We start from the raw sequence: 15,012 nt of genomic DNA, 5'->3' as shown, positions 1-15,012 counted from the left end.
CGTAGGCGCTACATGTTGTGGCTTGCGGTGTTCTCTATTTGTTCTTATTTGGGTGCTGCAAAGTGCAGGATGAGCCTCGGTCCCTGACCTCGCAGCGCCCCTCACGCTCCCATACCGCTTAGGCGGGAAAGCTGGCCGCAAGTCTGCTGCGGCGAAGTCAATTTGAAGGTATGGGGGACGTGAATGTCTGACGAGCAGGTTATTGAGGCTCTTCGCCGGGTTCTTTCTGAGTTTGATCGCGAGCGGCGATCTGAGCTTTTGCAGCGTTTAGCAGGAACTGAAGCTCCGACGGCTCTAGTTGCTGTAGTAGGTCGAGCACTTCCGCGTCTGACCTCTCTAGCTGGTGGTAGTCCGGCCCAACAGTTAGGCGCTTGATATCCACCCCAGCAGCCCTGGCGATCTTCAGAAGCGTTTCATAGCGAGGGCTGCCCGAAGTGCCCGCCAGAATGTCGCGAATAGACGTATGCCCAAGCCCGGCCTCCTTGGCCAACCGGCTTGGGTTCGAGCCAATTTCCTCGATCAAAGACCGAATATTCTCAGTGACTCGCGCGTTTATCGCATCAATATCCATGTAGTAAATTTCATACATACTGCCTCGCACTGCAAGTTATGAAAAATCATATTTACAGCGTATGAAAAAACATATATCGCTGTAGCTATGGATGACCTTTCTCAAAAAGTAGACCGATACCTGGATGAGACTGGCCTAGCGCCCTCATCCTTTGGCCGGAACGTGATGAAAAACCCCAACTTTGTCGCCGATTTGCGTGCGGGAAAGGGCTGGACGTCAAAAACGTACAAACGGGTTTCCTCCTACATCGACGCGCACCCACCGGTGCGACCCAAGGCGCGCGCCCAATGACCTGCGCCTCTGCTCCAATCTCTTAGCAAATCCAAACCCACCTGCATCCATGCTCACACAATGGAAGCGGGAGTTCCGAAACCCAAGGAAAAGGCCTTTCCATGCAGCCTAAGATCGCCGCGCAAATGTTTGACAACCTGGTGACGCAGGCGGGCGGCAAAGAAGCCGCTGCTTCCGTCATCTCTTCTGCTGTCGGGCACCCAATCAGCATTGGCACCCTCTCCAAGATCAAGGGCGGCAGCGCCGAGGTGCCGTTGCTCTGGGCCTGGGCGCTGATGGACGCCACCGGCAACCACTGCTTTGACAGCTACCGGACCGCCACGACGGTTCCGAATATGGATGTGTGCTTGTTCGCACTGTCGGGGCGCGCGTCGGAGGAGGGCGGTCAGGCCGTCGCTGCCGGCATCCGGGCCGCGCAGTCAGGCAAGGCCGGGGATCATGCCTCCGCAGCGGTCGAGTCACGTGAGGCCGCTGCCGAATTCACCAAGATGGCGGAGTACTTCGAGGCTCAGGTGGCGGACAACGTTTCTCAGATCAGCAGAGCGGAGGGCCGAGCATGACCTGCAAGTGCACCAGCGCCGAGCGGATCATCCGTGAACTGCGCAGCCAGCGCCAGGCAGTGGAGAGACTTAGGGGGGAAATCCGCGCCCTAGGGGGCGTCCCCGCATTTGAAGGCGGGGAGCTGCGCTGTTCAATTGGAAACCTCGCTCTCGAGCTGAGTGGCGAGGTTGCAGATCGCGACCTCAAGAAGGTCGGGAGGGGTCTCTGAAATGGTTGCCGCCATTGCCCTGAACTCTTCTGCATACTTCGCGAAGGTTGTTTCTGGCAGTATCCCTGCCGCGATCAGATCTTTGATAACCATGATCGTCAATTTTGAGTTCGTGAAGCCGACGATCTCCGCAAAAACCGCACTTGGATCGTCTGCCTGGTTTGTTTCTGAAGGCAAAGTTTTTCCTTTCGCTGCGTTGTGGAATACCGCGAAAGGTGCGCGCAACTGGGGTGGGAGTAAAGCCCCGGTTGTGCATCTTTTCCCACCGTGATGGTCAATCCTTCAACCACCCTGAATCCCCAACAGAGGCAGTGGCCAGTCGAGCAGTAGTTAAAGAGCCGGAGCGTGATTTTTTACCGGCCCAGATTGACCCCCTGAATTTGAACTGAAGACGGCGAGATTTTCGCCGGATCGGCGCGCGGCGCCAGACCCTCTCAACGAGTGAACCCGTCCTTAAGCACAGGAGGAATGCCTATGCCTATGAAAGATCCAACTCACCAGAACCTTGATGGTGGCGACCTGACCGCGCGCATCGCTGCGACAAAGGCGGGCCAGTGCACCTGGGCACGGCCGGATCTGAACAAGCGTTGCGCCGCCTGCGCTCACTACCGCGACGGCGAGGTGACCAAAGGCAAGAACCAGGGTTTCGGGTTCTGCGCTCTGGTGAAGGTGCATACCAAGAAAAGGGGCAAGCTGTTCGATGGGGTTGCAGCCTGGGCCTGCGGTCAGTTTGCGAGCAAGCACTGATGGCCGACGAACATCTGAAAGCCATTCCCAGCGTCGAAAGCGGCTTGCTCACCTTCCAGATGGATCGGGCGGGCTATGAGCTGTTAGAGCGGCTTCTGAAGTGGTCGGCTCCGGCGCGCTCTGACGACGCCGGCACATTCAAGCAAGCGAAGGACCGGGTAGACGGCGCATTCTTTGCTGGCGCCTCTCAGATGGGGTGGCTCCGCAAATGACTGCATTGATCCGCCCGACCTCCTTTCATACAGCCGACGCGGCCAGCGCTTGTACACCACCAGTCGGTGTACAGGCTGACCCGCTGGACCTGCTCTTTCTGCGCCTGAAACAGCAGCAAGAAGCCGAGGAAACGGCCAAAGACCGGGAGGCTGAACGCCTCGCCGCCATGATCGGTGACAACGGCGGCCCGCCGCTGGTCGAGCCCTTCGGGATCGATGCCCCCTGGTTTCAGTTCGCCAACGCGGAAGAGGTTGAGCGCCTGGCGAAGCTGCATGTGCGCATCGAGCGCCGCAAGCTGATCCTCTCTGAGGACGTGAACGAGCGGAAGAAAATCATGAAATGCTGCATTCGCAGGATGCGCAGGGCCGCGGGGAAGAACTGATGAGCGTCGAAGTTATGACACTCGTTAAACGCCGCAAGGTCGGTGACAAGACCATGAAAAGCGTTCTTGCATACATGGCTGACTGCGCTAGCGAAGACGGGTCCGGAATTTGGGTCAGCAAGCCCAACATGCAGGCGGACCTTGAGTATGGCAGCGTGCGCAGTATCCAGAACGCAGTGAAGGCGTTGCTCAGCGCCGGGCTGATTGAAGAAGTTGGCAAGCGGCCCTGTAAGAACGGTTACACCTATGAATATCGGATCGTGATTGAGGCTGTTCTTCGCCTCCCTTCGACCCGCAGCACCCCTCTGGAGACCCCCGCAATAAATGCAGGGGTTCCCCAAGATGTAGGTCAGCAGGCACAAGATATAGGGGGTGCAATAGATGCACCCCTGCAGCAGTTGCACCCCACCCCTGCAGCAGTTGCAGGGGTACCCCCGCAGCAATTGCACCCAAACCGTCCTAAGAACCATCAAGGAACCTATTGCGCGGCTGACGCCACGCACCAGGGCGAGTTTGATTTTGGATCTTTCTTTGAACGAGTTTGGCGAGCTTGCGCGAACAAGGACAACTGGGCAGCAACTGAAGCGGCGGTCAAAGCCCTGATCGATGCTGGCGAGCAGCCTAGCGATGTGCTCGCAGCGACTGATGCCTACCGCAAGCGGGTTTCCGGCTATGACCCTCAGCGGATCAAGCTCAGCCAGAACTTCTTTGCCGATGACTTCTGGAGGGCGCATGTGCCGGCGCCATCGGTGAAGGCGGATCCGAAGAAGGTGCTGGAGGCCCGTGCGGCCGATATCCGGGCCCGTAAGCCCTGGGCCCACACCATCCTCCCCAGCCAGGCCGGGGAATGCATCCAGGCAAACCTCATCACAGCGGCGGAATGCCAAGCAGCGGGGATCAACGTTTGAGCAAGATTGACAGCAAATACGAGGCCGACCGTTTCGCCATCGAAACGCAAGACGAGCGGGACGCCGAGTACATCCTGGAAGTCATCATGCAGCGCCAGCGCTACGCGGTCAGGACACGCGATGAGCTGGCCAGCGCAATTTCACGGGTCAGGGCAGGGCACCCGCTCCGCCACAAGAGAACAACCGGGCAGAAGAGGAACCACGCATGACCTGGTATCTGGGCATCACCACGACCAAGAATGTCACCCTGCCGCGCCATCTGCATTTCGAAGTGGACGCGGGCGGAGAGAGCGAGATCATCACCCAGGAGCGCGGTGAGTTCGCCGTAGAGCGGCAGCTGCGCGCCCTGGGCATCGAGGCCTTCGCCCCGCGCAAGATCGAGTTCAAGCGCCAGGGCAAGAAGCGCCATGCAGAGCCCGTCACCAGCGCCTACCTGCCTGGGTACATCTTCGCGGATATTCCGGCTGAGCTGTACGCTCAGGCCGTCCAGTGCCGCGGTCTGAACACGTCGCTGATGATTGTCAGCAGGCAGGAATTGCGGAAGCACGTGCAGCCGTTTCTGAGCAAAGTGGCGGAGGAGCACGCCGAGGCTCAGCGGATCATCGATAGCCGCGACAGGGCTGCGATGTGCCAGTTTGAGCCGGGGGCTGCGCTGGAGGTGCTGTCCGGGCCGTTCATGGGGCGCATTGTGAGCTTCACTGACATGGTTCAAGCTGCCCACGATATGCACCCGATGATTGAAGCGCAGACGCAGATGTTTGGACAGTCAGTGCGGGTTCAGGTTGATCCGCTTGATGTAAAGGGGGCGGCGTGAGGGAGACTGGAGCGGGACAAGGCCGACTTTCGCCGCAGCTGCAGTCAAGATGAACATACATGTCGTCTGTTGCGTGAAAGCAATCTGGCGGTAGCTGGAAGATCCTATCAAAAGAAAACGTAACGTTCACTTCCGTTCTTCTGAACTTAGGTCGTTCCTGAAACCCAAAACTCATTTCTTTTAGACTGAACATTCTTGGCAAGGAAATTCACTAACAAGCGGACCCTTGCCGTATTGCGCAAGTCCTTGTGCAGCAAAAGCCAAAGGTTACGGTAGGGTTTGGGTTTCTGGAACGGCGCCCGGATCAGGCCAGGGTGGCGGTCGCCCAAGCAGCAGGCAAGGTAGGCCATGCCAAGGCCCGACGCGGCCAGAGTGATTAGTGGCACGATGTCCGAGACCCGGTGGCGCAGCAGAGCTTTGGGATAGCAGCTATCCTTAACCCATTTAGCCGTTATGTCGCCTTCAGGCTCGTGCCAGCCGATCAGCGAGAGGCCCTCGCCTCCGTTGTCCCGCACCCTCTGGGCATATTCCTTGGTGCAGTACGCTGCCTGTGAAAGCTGCACCAGTTTGCGCCCGACAACATCCTGGGTGACTTCATCTGCAATGCGCAGACTAACATCCGCTTCGCGGCGGGTAAGGTCAGCCACTTCGTTACTGAAACGCATGTTCAGACTGATATCGGGGAATTGCTCAGCAAATTGCGCCAGGTCGTCCATGATTGAGGTCATCGCCAGCCCGTGCGGCAAGGTTAGGTAAATGGTGCCGCTGGGCTGCGCATCACGCCCGACTATAAGACGGGAGGCTGCGGTCATCTCCTCCTCGACCCGCTCAGCATAGGGCATCAGGTCCTCGCCCAGCTGGGTCAGCACCAGCCCGGCCTTGGAGCGGTCGAACAGCCGCGAGCCGACATTTTCCTCCATCACCGCTAGGCGGCGGGCCAGGGTGGTGTGGTTCACCTGGATTCTATCGGCGCCGCCCCGCAATGTGCCGCTGCGCGCCACCGCCAGGAAATACTTCAGGTCGTCCCAATTCAGTGAATGGCTTTCCTGTAGGGGCATTCCGGCCTCCCCGAATGGTTCATTTTTGAAACACCATGTCCAGTTCTACCCCTCTACAGCGCAGATCTCAACCATCTTAGCTAAAGCTGCAATGGCGCCGGAGTCGGTGCCGCAGCAAGCAAGGGAAGATTGCCATGAACTCCATTCAATCTGTTCTCATCACCGGTGCAAATGCCGGCTTGGGCCGCGAAAGTGCCCGCCAGCTGGCCATGCAGGACAGCATCCGGAAGATCTATTTGGCCTGCCGCAGCGAGGCTAAGGCCAAGGCAGCCAAAGCGCAGCTGGAGGCCGAGACCGGCCGCAAAATCTTTGAGATTGTCCTGATGGACGTGATGAAGCCGGACACGGTCCGCGCCGCAGTGGCCAAGCTGGTAACGCCGGTCGATGCGGTGATCCTGAACGCCGGGGGCAGCGGCGGCTCCACCCCCTTTGCCAAAACCAAGGACGGAGTCAGCCACATCTTCGCCGTTAACGTACTGGGGCATGTGGTGCTGGTGGACGAACTTCTGGAGCGCCAATTGCTGACCTCCACCGTGCTCTATGCCGGTTCCGAGGCGGCCCGGGGCATTCCGAAGATGGGGATGCCAGTGCCGGAAATGAAAACCTCTTCGGTGGCCGAATACGCCGCCGTAATCGACGGCAGCAAATTCGCTGACAAACCGGATCCGATGGTGGCATACGGCTATGTCAAGCTGCAGGCGGCGATGTGGATGGCTTCGATGGCTCGCCAGCATCCGCATATCCGCTTTGTTACTATGAGCCCGGGCGGCACAACCGGTACGGCCGGGTTTGACGATCTGCCGTTCCTCAAGCGTTTGTTTTTCAAGCATGTCGGTGGGGCGCTGATGCCCAGGCTAGGCATGATGCACAAGATTGAGATCGGTGCCAGACGCTATGTCGACGGGCTGCTGGATCCAAATTTCAAGAGCGGCCACTTCTATGCCAGCCAGGGCAAGTTTCCGACTGGTCCCGTGGTCGACCAGAAAAGCCAGACCGCAGGTTACGCCAACCCGGAATTCCAGGACAACGCAAACATGGCGGTACGCCGGTTCATCTGAGCCAACCAAGCGAGGGAGAAGAGAATTGGAACTTGCACTTCAAATCGTGATTGGCATGGGCACGCTGATGCTCGCCGGACTGGGGCTTATGTCCATGTTCAATCCGGGTAAGATGGCCGCCAATTTCGGCGTCGAGATCATCAGTGTAGTCGGACTTAGCACCATCCGCTCGGCAATGGGTGGTATGTTCCTGTCCTGCGTTGCTTTGTTGATGGCGGGCCAGCTGACCGGTGTGACCCTGTGGTTCATACCGGTTGCTGTAGTGATGGCGCTCATAGCTTTTGGGCGGCTGATCAGCCTGGCGTTTGACGGCGTCGACAGACAGGTTATCCCGCCCTTGGTGATTGAGCTGCTGCTTACCGCAGCTCTCGTAGCGGCTCACCTACAGGCTGCTGCTTGAGGGAACACTACAAAGAAAAAGGGCCGTTTCAGGAGCAGAGTAAACTGCTCTGCTCCTGGACTTTGATGCGAATGGCTATGATCCTGTTCAAGGTGGAATGGCAGCGCCCGCGCCCGCGCATTTCGGTAGCTGTCCTTTCGCGGCTGCATAGCGCCGGTAGCAGCTTGCTGCACGCGCGAGCACCTGGTAGGCGAGCAAAGACCGCTCAGGGCTCAAACCGCCTCTCTGCGCTCACCACAGTGGACAGCTGGATCGTCTCCAAAGTGCATGAATACTGCATAGCAGCGTAAGTCTGAATGATGGACTTCGATCAGCGTGTCTCAAAACTGTTCCAGAGAACGCTGAAACCATGGAAGCACAGACTAGGTAGGAACTGTTTTAAGCGAAGGTCGTGACGCCAGCCATCTAAAAACGCTGACGTCACCGCAGCTTGCAACCTAGGCTACAACTGCTTATTCGATGGTGCCTGCCATGGCCTTTTCTTCCAGAAGAACACCATCGACCACGGGGGTCATGCGCACGTCGCTACCGGAAATTTGCACACGCATACAAGCGACCTTATTGTTTTCAGGAGTGATGCATAGATCGTCTTTTTTTGAATTGTATGAGGCCGATCCGCCTGGGAAAGGAAAGCCCGAGGCATCAAAGGCTTCAATCGTCACCGTGCCCTTGGCATCAAATCCCCACACTGTCTTACCGTGAACGTCTTCAGCAGTAATGGTGCGGCCATGCAAAGTTCGGGCAAGCTTCCCGTCGAACGCGATCACGTCACGTAAAGGCACGCCAGTTTCATTGACAAAGTACCCCTCCCAAAGCTGACCATCCTCGCCCTCAGCCGGGACACGCAGAACCAGTTCGTGGTCGGTTAATTTGACAACATCAGCGCAAGTGCGCCGACGTTCATTTTCCAAGCAGACAGTCTGCCCTTTCACTTCCCATTTCGCTAATTCGTCCGGGCGGCCGCGGTTTTCTTCTTTCAAAATACCACCGTCAAGAAAGCTCAGAAACGATCCCTTTGGCATGTCGTCGCTCGCCATTCGTTTGCCTGAGAGTTGCTGCTCCAAGGCGCCTTCGGACGGGATCACAGTAGTGTTATTGGCTTCCGCCTGCATACATTGAGCGCATGTCATTAGCGCAGCGGTAAAGGTAAGAATTTTTTTCATGATCTATTACGTTCATCATTTGTGACGACCATGCAGAAATGCACGATCATGCTAACTACAAAGAAAAGCGGGCACTTTAGCACCCACTCGTGTCAGGGGTGTATTTCTGAACACGTTAATCGTCAATCGGTCAACACGGCTCATCCGGTGTTTTACCACGCTTAGGTTCGGCATCCAGCAACTGTCCGATCAACTTCAGCTTTACGGGTGCCAACAGCGGAAGCGTAGACGAGGTGGGTAGGTTCAGTGCTTGCGGCGAACGGCGGTTTTGTCCGGCCCGCCCGTCTTACCCTGCGGGACCTTGCAATAGCCGCTTAGCGTGGGGAACGACGTGCTGCGCTTGCGAGGGCCTGGTAGGCGATCAAAGACCGCTATGGACTCCAAATCATCTCTGTTGAAGCCGATCCAGTGCTAATCATTGAAATGCTTATGGTGAGACCGCGGCAGGAGTAGTGGTTTGCTCTCGCAGAAGCGTAGTCTTGGGCTGGCCCGAAGGAGTGCCTGCCTGAGCAGTCGGTAGCGGAAGTTGCATCGCAAAGACCGATCCTTTTCCAGGCTCAGATGTCAGTGAGATAGATCCGCCCATCAAGCAAACGAGGCGCTGCGTGATCGACAGTCCGAGCCCTGTGCCGTCAAAGCTTCTTGTATAGCCGTTATCGACCTGTTCAAAGGCGGCAAAGACAGCCTCCTTCTTGTCTTCTGGTATTCCAACTCCTGTGTCCTGAACTTCGATCACAAGCTGTGAACAAGGACCCGGGCGGACAAGAACCCTGACATGACCTTCCTTTGTGAATTTCACAGCATTCCCAACTAGGTTGAGCAGGCACTGACGCAGACGGCCAGCATCCCCGTTTGTCTGCACCGGCGTAGGCAAGTCGAAACCGGTATAGATTTCCAACCCTTTTTCCTGAGCCAGCGGCGACAACAGGGCAGCAACATCTTCAATGACCGCGTTCAGTTCGAACGGTGCAGTTTCGATCCTTAGCTGGCCGGCTTCGATCTTTGAAAAATCAAGAATATCGTTGATGACCAAGAGGAGCGCGTTGGACGAACTGAAAATAGTGCTGGTAAGTTCGCGTTGTTCCTCGTCGAGATCGGTCTCGTTCAGCAATTCGGTCATTCCCAAGATGCCATTCATAGGGGTTCGTAGCTCATGGCTCACATTCGCAAGGAACTCACCCTTGGCATCTGAAGCGGCTTCAGCCTCTGATCTGGCCAGGGCCAGTGCATCGGTATAATCCTGCAGCTTCTCTGCCATAGTGTTCAAAGCGGAGGCCAGGCTCCCAAATTCCTTCGGACCTCTTGCGACAATTCTTGTATCTAGCCGTCCTTCACCGATTTTTTCGGCGGCACCGACCAAGCCCGATATCTGATGAGAAATTCCCTTGACGACCTGATACGCGATGAACATAGCAACTGCGGTGAGTAGAGCGGAAACCGCGATAACCAAATTCCTGGCAGCAACTGCTTCACGGCTTGCGCTGGCCGCTACCTGGTTCGCTTTCGAGTGCCAGTTCTCTATCATTTCTTCAATGAGTGGTGAATACCGCTCATCAAATAACTCCTCAACGACATCTTCCTGGCGAGCGATTGCCTCATTTTTGCGGCCATCCGCTGCGAGTGTGAGAGTTGCCGACACCTCTTTGCTGATTTCAGAATGCAACGCCCGCAGTTCTGAGAGGAGTTCAATATTTTGCTCGGCCGCTTGGTTTCCGAGAATATGATTCTGCCGGGCATCCTCCTCGGCCAGCTCATTCAGTGCTGCGAATAACTCTTTGATTTGCAATCCAAATGCGCGGTGCTCGAATAGATCTGCCGTGTCATCAGACAAAAGAAAGTCGGTGACTTCCTTTACCTGTCTGACTGAAACTCCAGAAAGCTCAAGCAGAGTATCCAGGTTCTCATGTGCAAACTTGGTTCTCTGAATTGAGCTTTCGTCAGTCTTGTTTTGAAAAAAAGCTCCTCCGGCAATCACTGCCAGCTGAAGGAGGAAAAGGCACAGGATCAGACAAAGTTTGTTTCGGATACTCATCCAATACCTCGCCGCTTCTTCAGAACATCTCCCTACGTAGCAGGGGTTTCCGAGAACGGAGTACGCTTCCTGGAACACCGCCCGTCACTCGGATCAACCTGTACTCAATGCCAAAACAGTTAAGTTTCAGGAAAGGCTCTAGCAGATTGGAGATTTTTCACGGCAGATTTCTGCTTATGCGAGCGTTCAAGTGCACCGCCATGATGCTCGGCCAAGGCCAACTTTCAGGTGCCCGTCATGCTGCGCAAGCAACAGGGGAGGGCCAATGGAGTGGCCGCTTAGGGCTCAATACTTTCAAACCTGAGCAGTTTTGGTAACGCAGTTGAGCACTTGAATGCCTTTGAAGCGTTGCTTGATCCGAGCATAATCTATTGGCTTGCCAGGCGCCGTCGAAGGATTTCAGAACCGAGCCTGCTCTTCAGTATCGAGAGCAACTCGGTCTCAAGCTTGTGCGTGGTGATAGGGGTGTCGTGGAAAACAACAAAATGTCCGACTGTTTTCCCTTCACCATCGTCTACCCGAACTCCGAGATATGCATCAAATGGCGCGGTACGGTATCTTTCTTGTTCTGGATAGGCATCGGCTAGACCGGATTGGATGCGAAACTCTTCGCGGGTCTCTAAGTGTTCACAAGGCCGCCCCTTAAATGAGAGTGATTTTCCTTCCATCTCATGCAACCATCTCCCACCCTCAGTGTAGGCCAGAATGTTGAAATTCTTACCGCTTTCACGCGAACACTCCGCAACAAAAACTGCTTTGGCCCCCAACAGGACCTGAATTTGCTGTGTGATCAGATGGAAAACACTTTCCGAGGAGTGTGCTTCCGGTCCGCGGGCAAGAGCCTTGAGGATCCGCATCATACGCAGGTTTTCCAGTTCTGTCGCGATCCGGCTGGTAAAGTCAGAGATCGTATCAAGAATTTGGTCGCATTCCTCTGCCGATGTTTGGCGGCGCCAGCCCAGTTGTATTAGGCCGATGACTTCGCCGTGAATGTTGGTAACGGGGTATCCAAGGAAGCTTTCCAGCCCCTTATGCTGCAACAGTTCATCTTGCGGGAAAGCGGATTGAACACCCTTGTGCACCAGCACCAGTTGCGCAGTTTTGATGGCCTCTAGGCAAGGTGTGAAGCAGGCATCGTATTCGAAGCACTGGAGCAACTCGTTATCCATCCATCCGGCCTGGACTTGAAATAGCTCCCGGTCGGTCACCTTTAGTTCGCTGATTGCGACAAAATCCACCTGAGCAACTTCTTGCAAGAGGTCGACAAAAGTTTGCAGAAACTCTTGTCCAGTGCTTGATGAAAGTAGCTCAAGATCACTCGATGAGGGAGGCAAGTTCAACTCTCCTGGCTGGTCCGAAAGGGGCATGGGCACTCTGGCAGGCGCAGCCTAACTGCGATTTTACTGATTGCACCCTTTTTGCTTGCACCTGGCAAGCACCTAAAACTTGAAGACGGCTTTCTGGTGTGGGCGACTAGGAACCAAGAAAAGCTGCGTGAGCAAAAAAACGAGTGCGAACAACGGCAGCTTCGGGCTCATCTCAACTGTGCAGAATAGTCATCGCTTACTACCCTTTGAATGAATGAGTTTAAGCCTTCGCCAGTTTTGGCCAGCCCAACCATCTGACTGAGGTTCATTATACCCACTGACTCTTCTGTGTAGCGGTAGATCGCGCCACTTTTGAATTCTACGTCGATGTGCGTCGACCCAATGTCATATGCCATGACGCAGGAGGCAGTGTCCCAAGCACGGTATGGTGTCATCGTCGAATTCCTTTTGGGGAGCGTATTATTGGTTTAGGCCACTTGAGTATGCATACCTCGCGAGTTGACGGCAGCAAGCGCAGGTCCAAGCGAAGCGACAATTTTGGGCCACCTTTAGTTGCAGCGACATGGCTTTGTGTCAACGTGGCAGCACATTCCTTTTGGTCAGGGCTTTCGACATCCACCGCTACGCCTCAACACAGCTTGCTCCTCGGGCCCCATAGTAGGCGGTAGCTAAAGAGAAAGCAGTTTTGGCGGTAAATCTCATAATAACCACTTCGAAACCTTTCATTCTGGTTAAAGCCATTCCCTTTTGGGGTGTTTTGGTGAAGTGCTACTCTCCCAGGTCGAGGCGGTAGCTTGAATGATCTAAGTCAATTCTGAAGGAGAGCCGCATTACCTAAATCGTCAAGGGACGCTTTTGCGCCATGCCATCAGGGAGCGCTATCGATTGCAGCTTATCTACACGACCGGGATGGCAGCACAACGGACCGGACCGTCTGGCCACTGTTGATCGCTTTCCTAGATCGCACGCGACACCTCGTGGGATGGTGTGAGGCCAAGGAAGACTATCGGCATTTCAAGACTGAACCCTATTGTTCAAAGCTGGAGGTAACTCCAGGCACTCTTTAAGACGGGAAAGCAAGGGTTGCTCTGCTGGAAGTAGCCTGGGCAATACAAGGCCCGAGACTGGAGCCTTTGAAAAATTGGATGCAGGTGCGGTAATGCTTCAAGCGGTGTGTGCTGGAGCGCAGGTTTCAATATTAGTGGTGTTGATTTCCTCGAAGTTCAACTAAACCACGAAGAGCTCTTAAAAATACTTGCCGGTCGCTCTGGCCAACTAAGGAGAGCAAGGTGGCTGCTTCTCTTTGATCTTGCCGCAGATCCTCACTGGAAGCGGGCAGTTCGGATGAAAACATAGGCGCTCTGGAAACGAGCAAGGCAAGCGCATCTTCATCAAGGCCTTCCGTCAAACGAGCCCAAAAATCGAGGCTTCTTCCGGACATCTTGCAAGCCTTGTTTAGAAGCTCAAGGTCAGCGGCCTGAAGGCTTGAGTTATCATCGTTTTCTTTAGCGTGCCCTATATCCGTGTCTGTCCGTTTCAATTGAAATAGGTCCCTTGTTCAATGCTTGGTGCACGCAACGATTGTTGGTGTGGGTTTTTACTCATGTCATTGTTGAGAATTGCTTTACCTGTGTCAATCGGTAGGCTAGAAAAGTCACATATGTGAACTTTTGGGGGCTTTCATGATTGCTGATCGAATTGATGCTGCCTGTAGGGTTGCCGGTGTACGGTTAAAGAGAGCCTGTACAATCTCGGGGGTGAATTACGGTACACTCAGAAGTCAGATGAGGAACAACCGCGAGATTCCCGCTTCTACCTTGGCTCTTCTTTCTGCCGGTTTGCACATTCCCATTCAATTTTTCTTCGAACTGCCTGCTGAAGCCCATTCAAGCGCAGCGAACTTGAACCGATGGCGAGCGGCGGAGGTGGCAAACACAGAACATGCTGCCTGTTCTAGGGCAGGGTTCAACGTCACAACAGATCACGTATTGGACTGGTATCACCAAGAAGGTGGACAACTGAACAACTGGGAGTGGTTTGAAGATCAAGTTGATCTCTATGAACGGATTGAACCAACAGACAGAATAATGCACCCGATCCAGATTGGGAAACGCAGTGCAACTGCTGAGAGGCTAATGCTGGCCGGAAACCGCGACTTCTATAGGATCGTTGGAAATTTTGAAGAGAGGATCCTCGAACGCGCCATGCACTCACACAGAATGCTCGAAGAAGTGCCATACATCGTCACAGATGAGGAGCTTGATGTCGTAGTAAAGGGACAAAGGGTCAGAGGAGGCTATCGAAAGGTGACTATGCGAGTGACCGACACTCGTGGAGAGCCGGTCACTGCAGTCTTTTCAAAGGTTACCTGGCTCAACGCTGCTGACAATATGAGAGAAATGAACAGCGTTGAGGCCTAAGATCATTTGATCATTGGCCAATCCCTCCGGGATTGGGTCCGCCCAGCTAATTGCATTTCGATACTTTCCGTTGAAACCATAGTCGTCAGCAAGGCGCCGGTGCTTGTAGGCGATGATCGTGTACATCCAATCGAAGTCCCAGCGCATTGCGGAAAGCAGCTTTACGTACTGAGCGAAGTCCCCCAGCCGCCGTATGCCGCCCCGTTCATCTGGCGCCACCTCAATGCCGCCGAAGTAAATCAGCCGACCCCTTAGTTCATCTACCAGGGGCTGTGATACGCTAGCAACGACGTCGTCTCTGCCAACATACTTAGAGGCCGCGAGGTTCCTGAAGTAGTTTCCGAAGTCTTTCTCGCCAAGGTCAACTAGCTTGGCTGAGATACAGAAAATGCATCGGCCGTCTCTCTTTAGGAACAGCCATAGAGCGCGTCCGGATGCCAATTCATCTTCGCTAACTTCCGACATAGGATGCACTTTCTTTTTTCCCACTTCTTTTAGAAGGGTTGGAAGTTCCTTCGGATTTTCACACACGTAAAGTGTGAGGCCTTCAGCATTGAAGCGCTCTTCAATGGCCTGCATATGTGAGTGAATGTTCTGACGTTCCATTTCCGTCTCCTTTTGAAAGATCGAACTTGCACCCGCATGGCGAGCGGGCAGAACTAGGATTCCCTTCTTTTGGGAGGCAGAACACGACTTATTTATTGTTCAGGAGTTGAGGCAGACGTCGAAGTAGGTCTCTGGTAATAGTCGGCTAAAGCGTTCGGGAACAAAATTCCGGATGCGCCTGTCTTGTTCAATCAGCTAGTTGGATGCTCTTAGCTAGGTGTCGGTCCATATTGCCCAGGAGGTGGATATTGT

19 protein-coding genes are annotated in these 15,012 nt (G+C 54.8%); 11 read left to right on the top strand and 8 right to left on the bottom strand.

Annotated elements, in window-relative coordinates; all coding sequences use genetic code 11:
• Window positions 1-199: 199 nt before the first annotated feature.
• A complete protein-coding gene (locus tag ACXAEK_RS17720) occupies window positions 200-589 on the bottom strand; it encodes a helix-turn-helix domain-containing protein (RefSeq protein WP_475043882.1) in 390 nt (129 codons plus the stop codon).
• Window positions 590-963: 374 nt separating this feature from the next.
• On the opposite strand from ACXAEK_RS17720, the gene ACXAEK_RS17715 reads away from it, so the two are divergent.
• A complete protein-coding gene (locus ACXAEK_RS17715) occupies window positions 964-1,422 on the top strand; it encodes a hypothetical protein (RefSeq protein ID WP_475043880.1) in 459 nt (152 codons plus the stop codon).
• Window positions 1,423-1,553: 131 nt separating this feature from the next.
• Here ACXAEK_RS17715 and ACXAEK_RS17710 read toward each other — a convergent pair whose 3' ends face one another.
• Complete coding sequence (locus ACXAEK_RS17710) at window positions 1,554-1,808, bottom strand: hypothetical protein (RefSeq protein WP_475043878.1); 255 nt, start codon at window positions 1,806-1,808, stop codon at window positions 1,554-1,556.
• Window positions 1,809-2,111: 303 nt separating this feature from the next.
• On the opposite strand from ACXAEK_RS17710, the gene ACXAEK_RS17705 reads away from it, so the two are divergent.
• From ACXAEK_RS17705 to nusG, 6 genes are read left to right on the top strand one after another with little or no spacing between them, the layout of a single operon-like run.
• Window positions 2,112-2,378: a hypothetical protein gene (locus ACXAEK_RS17705; RefSeq protein ID WP_475043876.1), complete on the top strand. Its 267-nt coding sequence runs from the start codon at window positions 2,112-2,114 to the stop codon at window positions 2,376-2,378.
• The gene (locus tag ACXAEK_RS17700; RefSeq protein ID WP_475043874.1) at window positions 2,378-2,590 is read left to right on the top strand and encodes a hypothetical protein; all 213 of its coding nucleotides are present in this window, start codon (window positions 2,378-2,380) and stop codon (window positions 2,588-2,590) included. Before ACXAEK_RS17705 ends, ACXAEK_RS17700 begins: the two co-directional genes overlap by 1 nt.
• The gene (locus ACXAEK_RS17695) at window positions 2,587-2,973 is read left to right on the top strand and encodes a hypothetical protein (protein ID WP_475043872.1); all 387 of its coding nucleotides are present in this window, start codon (window positions 2,587-2,589) and stop codon (window positions 2,971-2,973) included. Before ACXAEK_RS17700 ends, ACXAEK_RS17695 begins: the two co-directional genes overlap by 4 nt.
• Window positions 2,973-3,881: a hypothetical protein gene (locus ACXAEK_RS17690; protein ID WP_475043870.1), complete on the top strand. Its 909-nt coding sequence runs from the start codon at window positions 2,973-2,975 to the stop codon at window positions 3,879-3,881. The genes ACXAEK_RS17695 and ACXAEK_RS17690 overlap by 1 nt, the downstream gene beginning before the upstream one ends.
• Complete coding sequence (locus ACXAEK_RS17685) at window positions 3,878-4,090, top strand: hypothetical protein (RefSeq protein ID WP_475043868.1); 213 nt, start codon at window positions 3,878-3,880, stop codon at window positions 4,088-4,090. Before ACXAEK_RS17690 ends, ACXAEK_RS17685 begins: the two co-directional genes overlap by 4 nt.
• The gene (gene nusG / locus ACXAEK_RS17680) at window positions 4,087-4,695 is read left to right on the top strand and encodes a transcription termination/antitermination protein NusG (RefSeq protein ID WP_475043866.1); all 609 of its coding nucleotides are present in this window, start codon (window positions 4,087-4,089) and stop codon (window positions 4,693-4,695) included. Before ACXAEK_RS17685 ends, nusG begins: the two co-directional genes overlap by 4 nt.
• A gap of 146 nt (window positions 4,696-4,841) precedes the next feature.
• On the opposite strand, the gene ACXAEK_RS17675 is transcribed toward nusG, so the two are convergent.
• On the bottom strand, window positions 4,842-5,753 hold the full coding sequence (locus ACXAEK_RS17675; protein WP_475043864.1) for a LysR family transcriptional regulator: 912 nt from the start codon (window positions 5,751-5,753) through the stop codon (window positions 4,842-4,844).
• 134 nt (window positions 5,754-5,887) lie between these two features.
• Here ACXAEK_RS17675 and ACXAEK_RS17670 point away from each other — a divergent pair, with 134 nt between their 5' ends.
• Together ACXAEK_RS17670 and ACXAEK_RS17665 are read left to right on the top strand one after the other, a co-directional pair.
• Window positions 5,888-6,811, top strand: coding sequence for an SDR family NAD(P)-dependent oxidoreductase (locus ACXAEK_RS17670; RefSeq protein WP_475043862.1), 924 nt, complete (start codon window positions 5,888-5,890; stop codon window positions 6,809-6,811).
• A gap of 25 nt (window positions 6,812-6,836) precedes the next feature.
• On the top strand, window positions 6,837-7,211 hold the full coding sequence (locus ACXAEK_RS17665) for a DUF4345 family protein (protein WP_475043860.1): 375 nt from the start codon (window positions 6,837-6,839) through the stop codon (window positions 7,209-7,211).
• A 452-nt stretch (window positions 7,212-7,663) separates the two neighbouring features.
• Here the strand turns inward: ACXAEK_RS17665 and ACXAEK_RS17660 are convergent, their stop codons facing one another.
• The 3 genes from ACXAEK_RS17660 to ACXAEK_RS17650 form a co-directional block, all read right to left on the bottom strand.
• Window positions 7,664-8,374 (bottom strand): hypothetical protein, encoded by a 711-nt coding sequence (locus ACXAEK_RS17660; protein WP_475043858.1) that lies wholly within the window; start codon window positions 8,372-8,374, stop codon window positions 7,664-7,666.
• 427 nt (window positions 8,375-8,801) lie between these two features.
• Complete coding sequence (locus ACXAEK_RS17655) at window positions 8,802-10,406, bottom strand: ATP-binding protein (protein ID WP_475043857.1); 1,605 nt, start codon at window positions 10,404-10,406, stop codon at window positions 8,802-8,804.
• Between the two features lie 368 nt (window positions 10,407-10,774).
• Window positions 10,775-11,740, bottom strand: coding sequence for a GAF domain-containing protein (locus ACXAEK_RS17650; protein ID WP_475043855.1), 966 nt, complete (start codon window positions 11,738-11,740; stop codon window positions 10,775-10,777).
• An 878-nt stretch (window positions 11,741-12,618) separates the two neighbouring features.
• On the opposite strand from ACXAEK_RS17650, the gene ACXAEK_RS17645 reads away from it, so the two are divergent.
• The gene (locus ACXAEK_RS17645) at window positions 12,619-12,801 is read left to right on the top strand and encodes a WYL domain-containing protein (protein WP_475045301.1); all 183 of its coding nucleotides are present in this window, start codon (window positions 12,619-12,621) and stop codon (window positions 12,799-12,801) included.
• Between the two features lie 131 nt (window positions 12,802-12,932).
• Here ACXAEK_RS17645 and ACXAEK_RS17640 read toward each other — a convergent pair whose 3' ends face one another.
• Window positions 12,933-13,274 carry a hypothetical protein gene (locus ACXAEK_RS17640; protein WP_475043853.1) on the bottom strand — a complete coding sequence of 114 codons (342 nt, stop codon included), beginning with the start codon at window positions 13,272-13,274 and terminating at the stop codon, window positions 12,933-12,935.
• 142 nt (window positions 13,275-13,416) lie between these two features.
• Here ACXAEK_RS17640 and ACXAEK_RS17635 point away from each other — a divergent pair, with 142 nt between their 5' ends.
• Complete coding sequence (locus ACXAEK_RS17635) at window positions 13,417-14,154, top strand: hypothetical protein (RefSeq protein ID WP_475043852.1); 738 nt, start codon at window positions 13,417-13,419, stop codon at window positions 14,152-14,154.
• Here ACXAEK_RS17635 and ACXAEK_RS17630 read toward each other — a convergent pair.
• The gene (locus ACXAEK_RS17630) at window positions 14,092-14,760 is read right to left on the bottom strand and encodes a hypothetical protein (RefSeq protein ID WP_475043850.1); all 669 of its coding nucleotides are present in this window, start codon (window positions 14,758-14,760) and stop codon (window positions 14,092-14,094) included. The two genes, ACXAEK_RS17635 and ACXAEK_RS17630, sit on opposite strands and share 63 nt — an antisense overlap.
• Window positions 14,761-15,012: the final 252 nt, after the last annotated feature.

It is taken from the genome of Leisingera sp. ABM4_101 (assembly GCF_056158725.1).
The sequence above is the reverse complement of the archived record's forward strand: the minus strand, read 5'-3'. Positions and strand labels throughout refer to the sequence as shown.

What these genes read in the sequence shown, in the direction of transcription:
- ACXAEK_RS17720 (WP_475043882.1), bottom strand. Translation starts at nt 589, where the DNA reads ATGTATGAAATTTACTACATGGATATTGATGCGATAAACGCGCGAGTC.
- ACXAEK_RS17715 (WP_475043880.1), top strand. Translation starts at nt 964, where the DNA reads ATGCAGCCTAAGATCGCCGCGCAAATGTTTGACAACCTGGTGACGCAG.
- ACXAEK_RS17705 (WP_475043876.1), top strand. Translation starts at nt 2,112, where the DNA reads ATGAAAGATCCAACTCACCAGAACCTTGATGGTGGCGACCTGACCGCG.
- ACXAEK_RS17700 (WP_475043874.1), top strand. Translation starts at nt 2,378, where the DNA reads ATGGCCGACGAACATCTGAAAGCCATTCCCAGCGTCGAAAGCGGCTTG.
- ACXAEK_RS17695 (WP_475043872.1), top strand. Translation starts at nt 2,587, where the DNA reads ATGACTGCATTGATCCGCCCGACCTCCTTTCATACAGCCGACGCGGCC.
- ACXAEK_RS17690 (WP_475043870.1), top strand. Translation starts at nt 2,973, where the DNA reads ATGAGCGTCGAAGTTATGACACTCGTTAAACGCCGCAAGGTCGGTGAC.
- nusG (WP_475043866.1), top strand. Translation starts at nt 4,087, where the DNA reads ATGACCTGGTATCTGGGCATCACCACGACCAAGAATGTCACCCTGCCG.
- ACXAEK_RS17675 (WP_475043864.1), bottom strand. Translation starts at nt 5,753, where the DNA reads ATGCCCCTACAGGAAAGCCATTCACTGAATTGGGACGACCTGAAGTAT.
- ACXAEK_RS17670 (WP_475043862.1), top strand. Translation starts at nt 5,888, where the DNA reads ATGAACTCCATTCAATCTGTTCTCATCACCGGTGCAAATGCCGGCTTG.
- ACXAEK_RS17660 (WP_475043858.1), bottom strand. Translation starts at nt 8,374, where the DNA reads ATGAAAAAAATTCTTACCTTTACCGCTGCGCTAATGACATGCGCTCAA.
- ACXAEK_RS17655 (WP_475043857.1), bottom strand. Translation starts at nt 10,406, where the DNA reads ATGAGTATCCGAAACAAACTTTGTCTGATCCTGTGCCTTTTCCTCCTT.
- ACXAEK_RS17635 (WP_475043852.1), top strand. Translation starts at nt 13,417, where the DNA reads ATGATTGCTGATCGAATTGATGCTGCCTGTAGGGTTGCCGGTGTACGG.
- ACXAEK_RS17630 (WP_475043850.1), bottom strand. Translation starts at nt 14,760, where the DNA reads ATGGAACGTCAGAACATTCACTCACATATGCAGGCCATTGAAGAGCGC.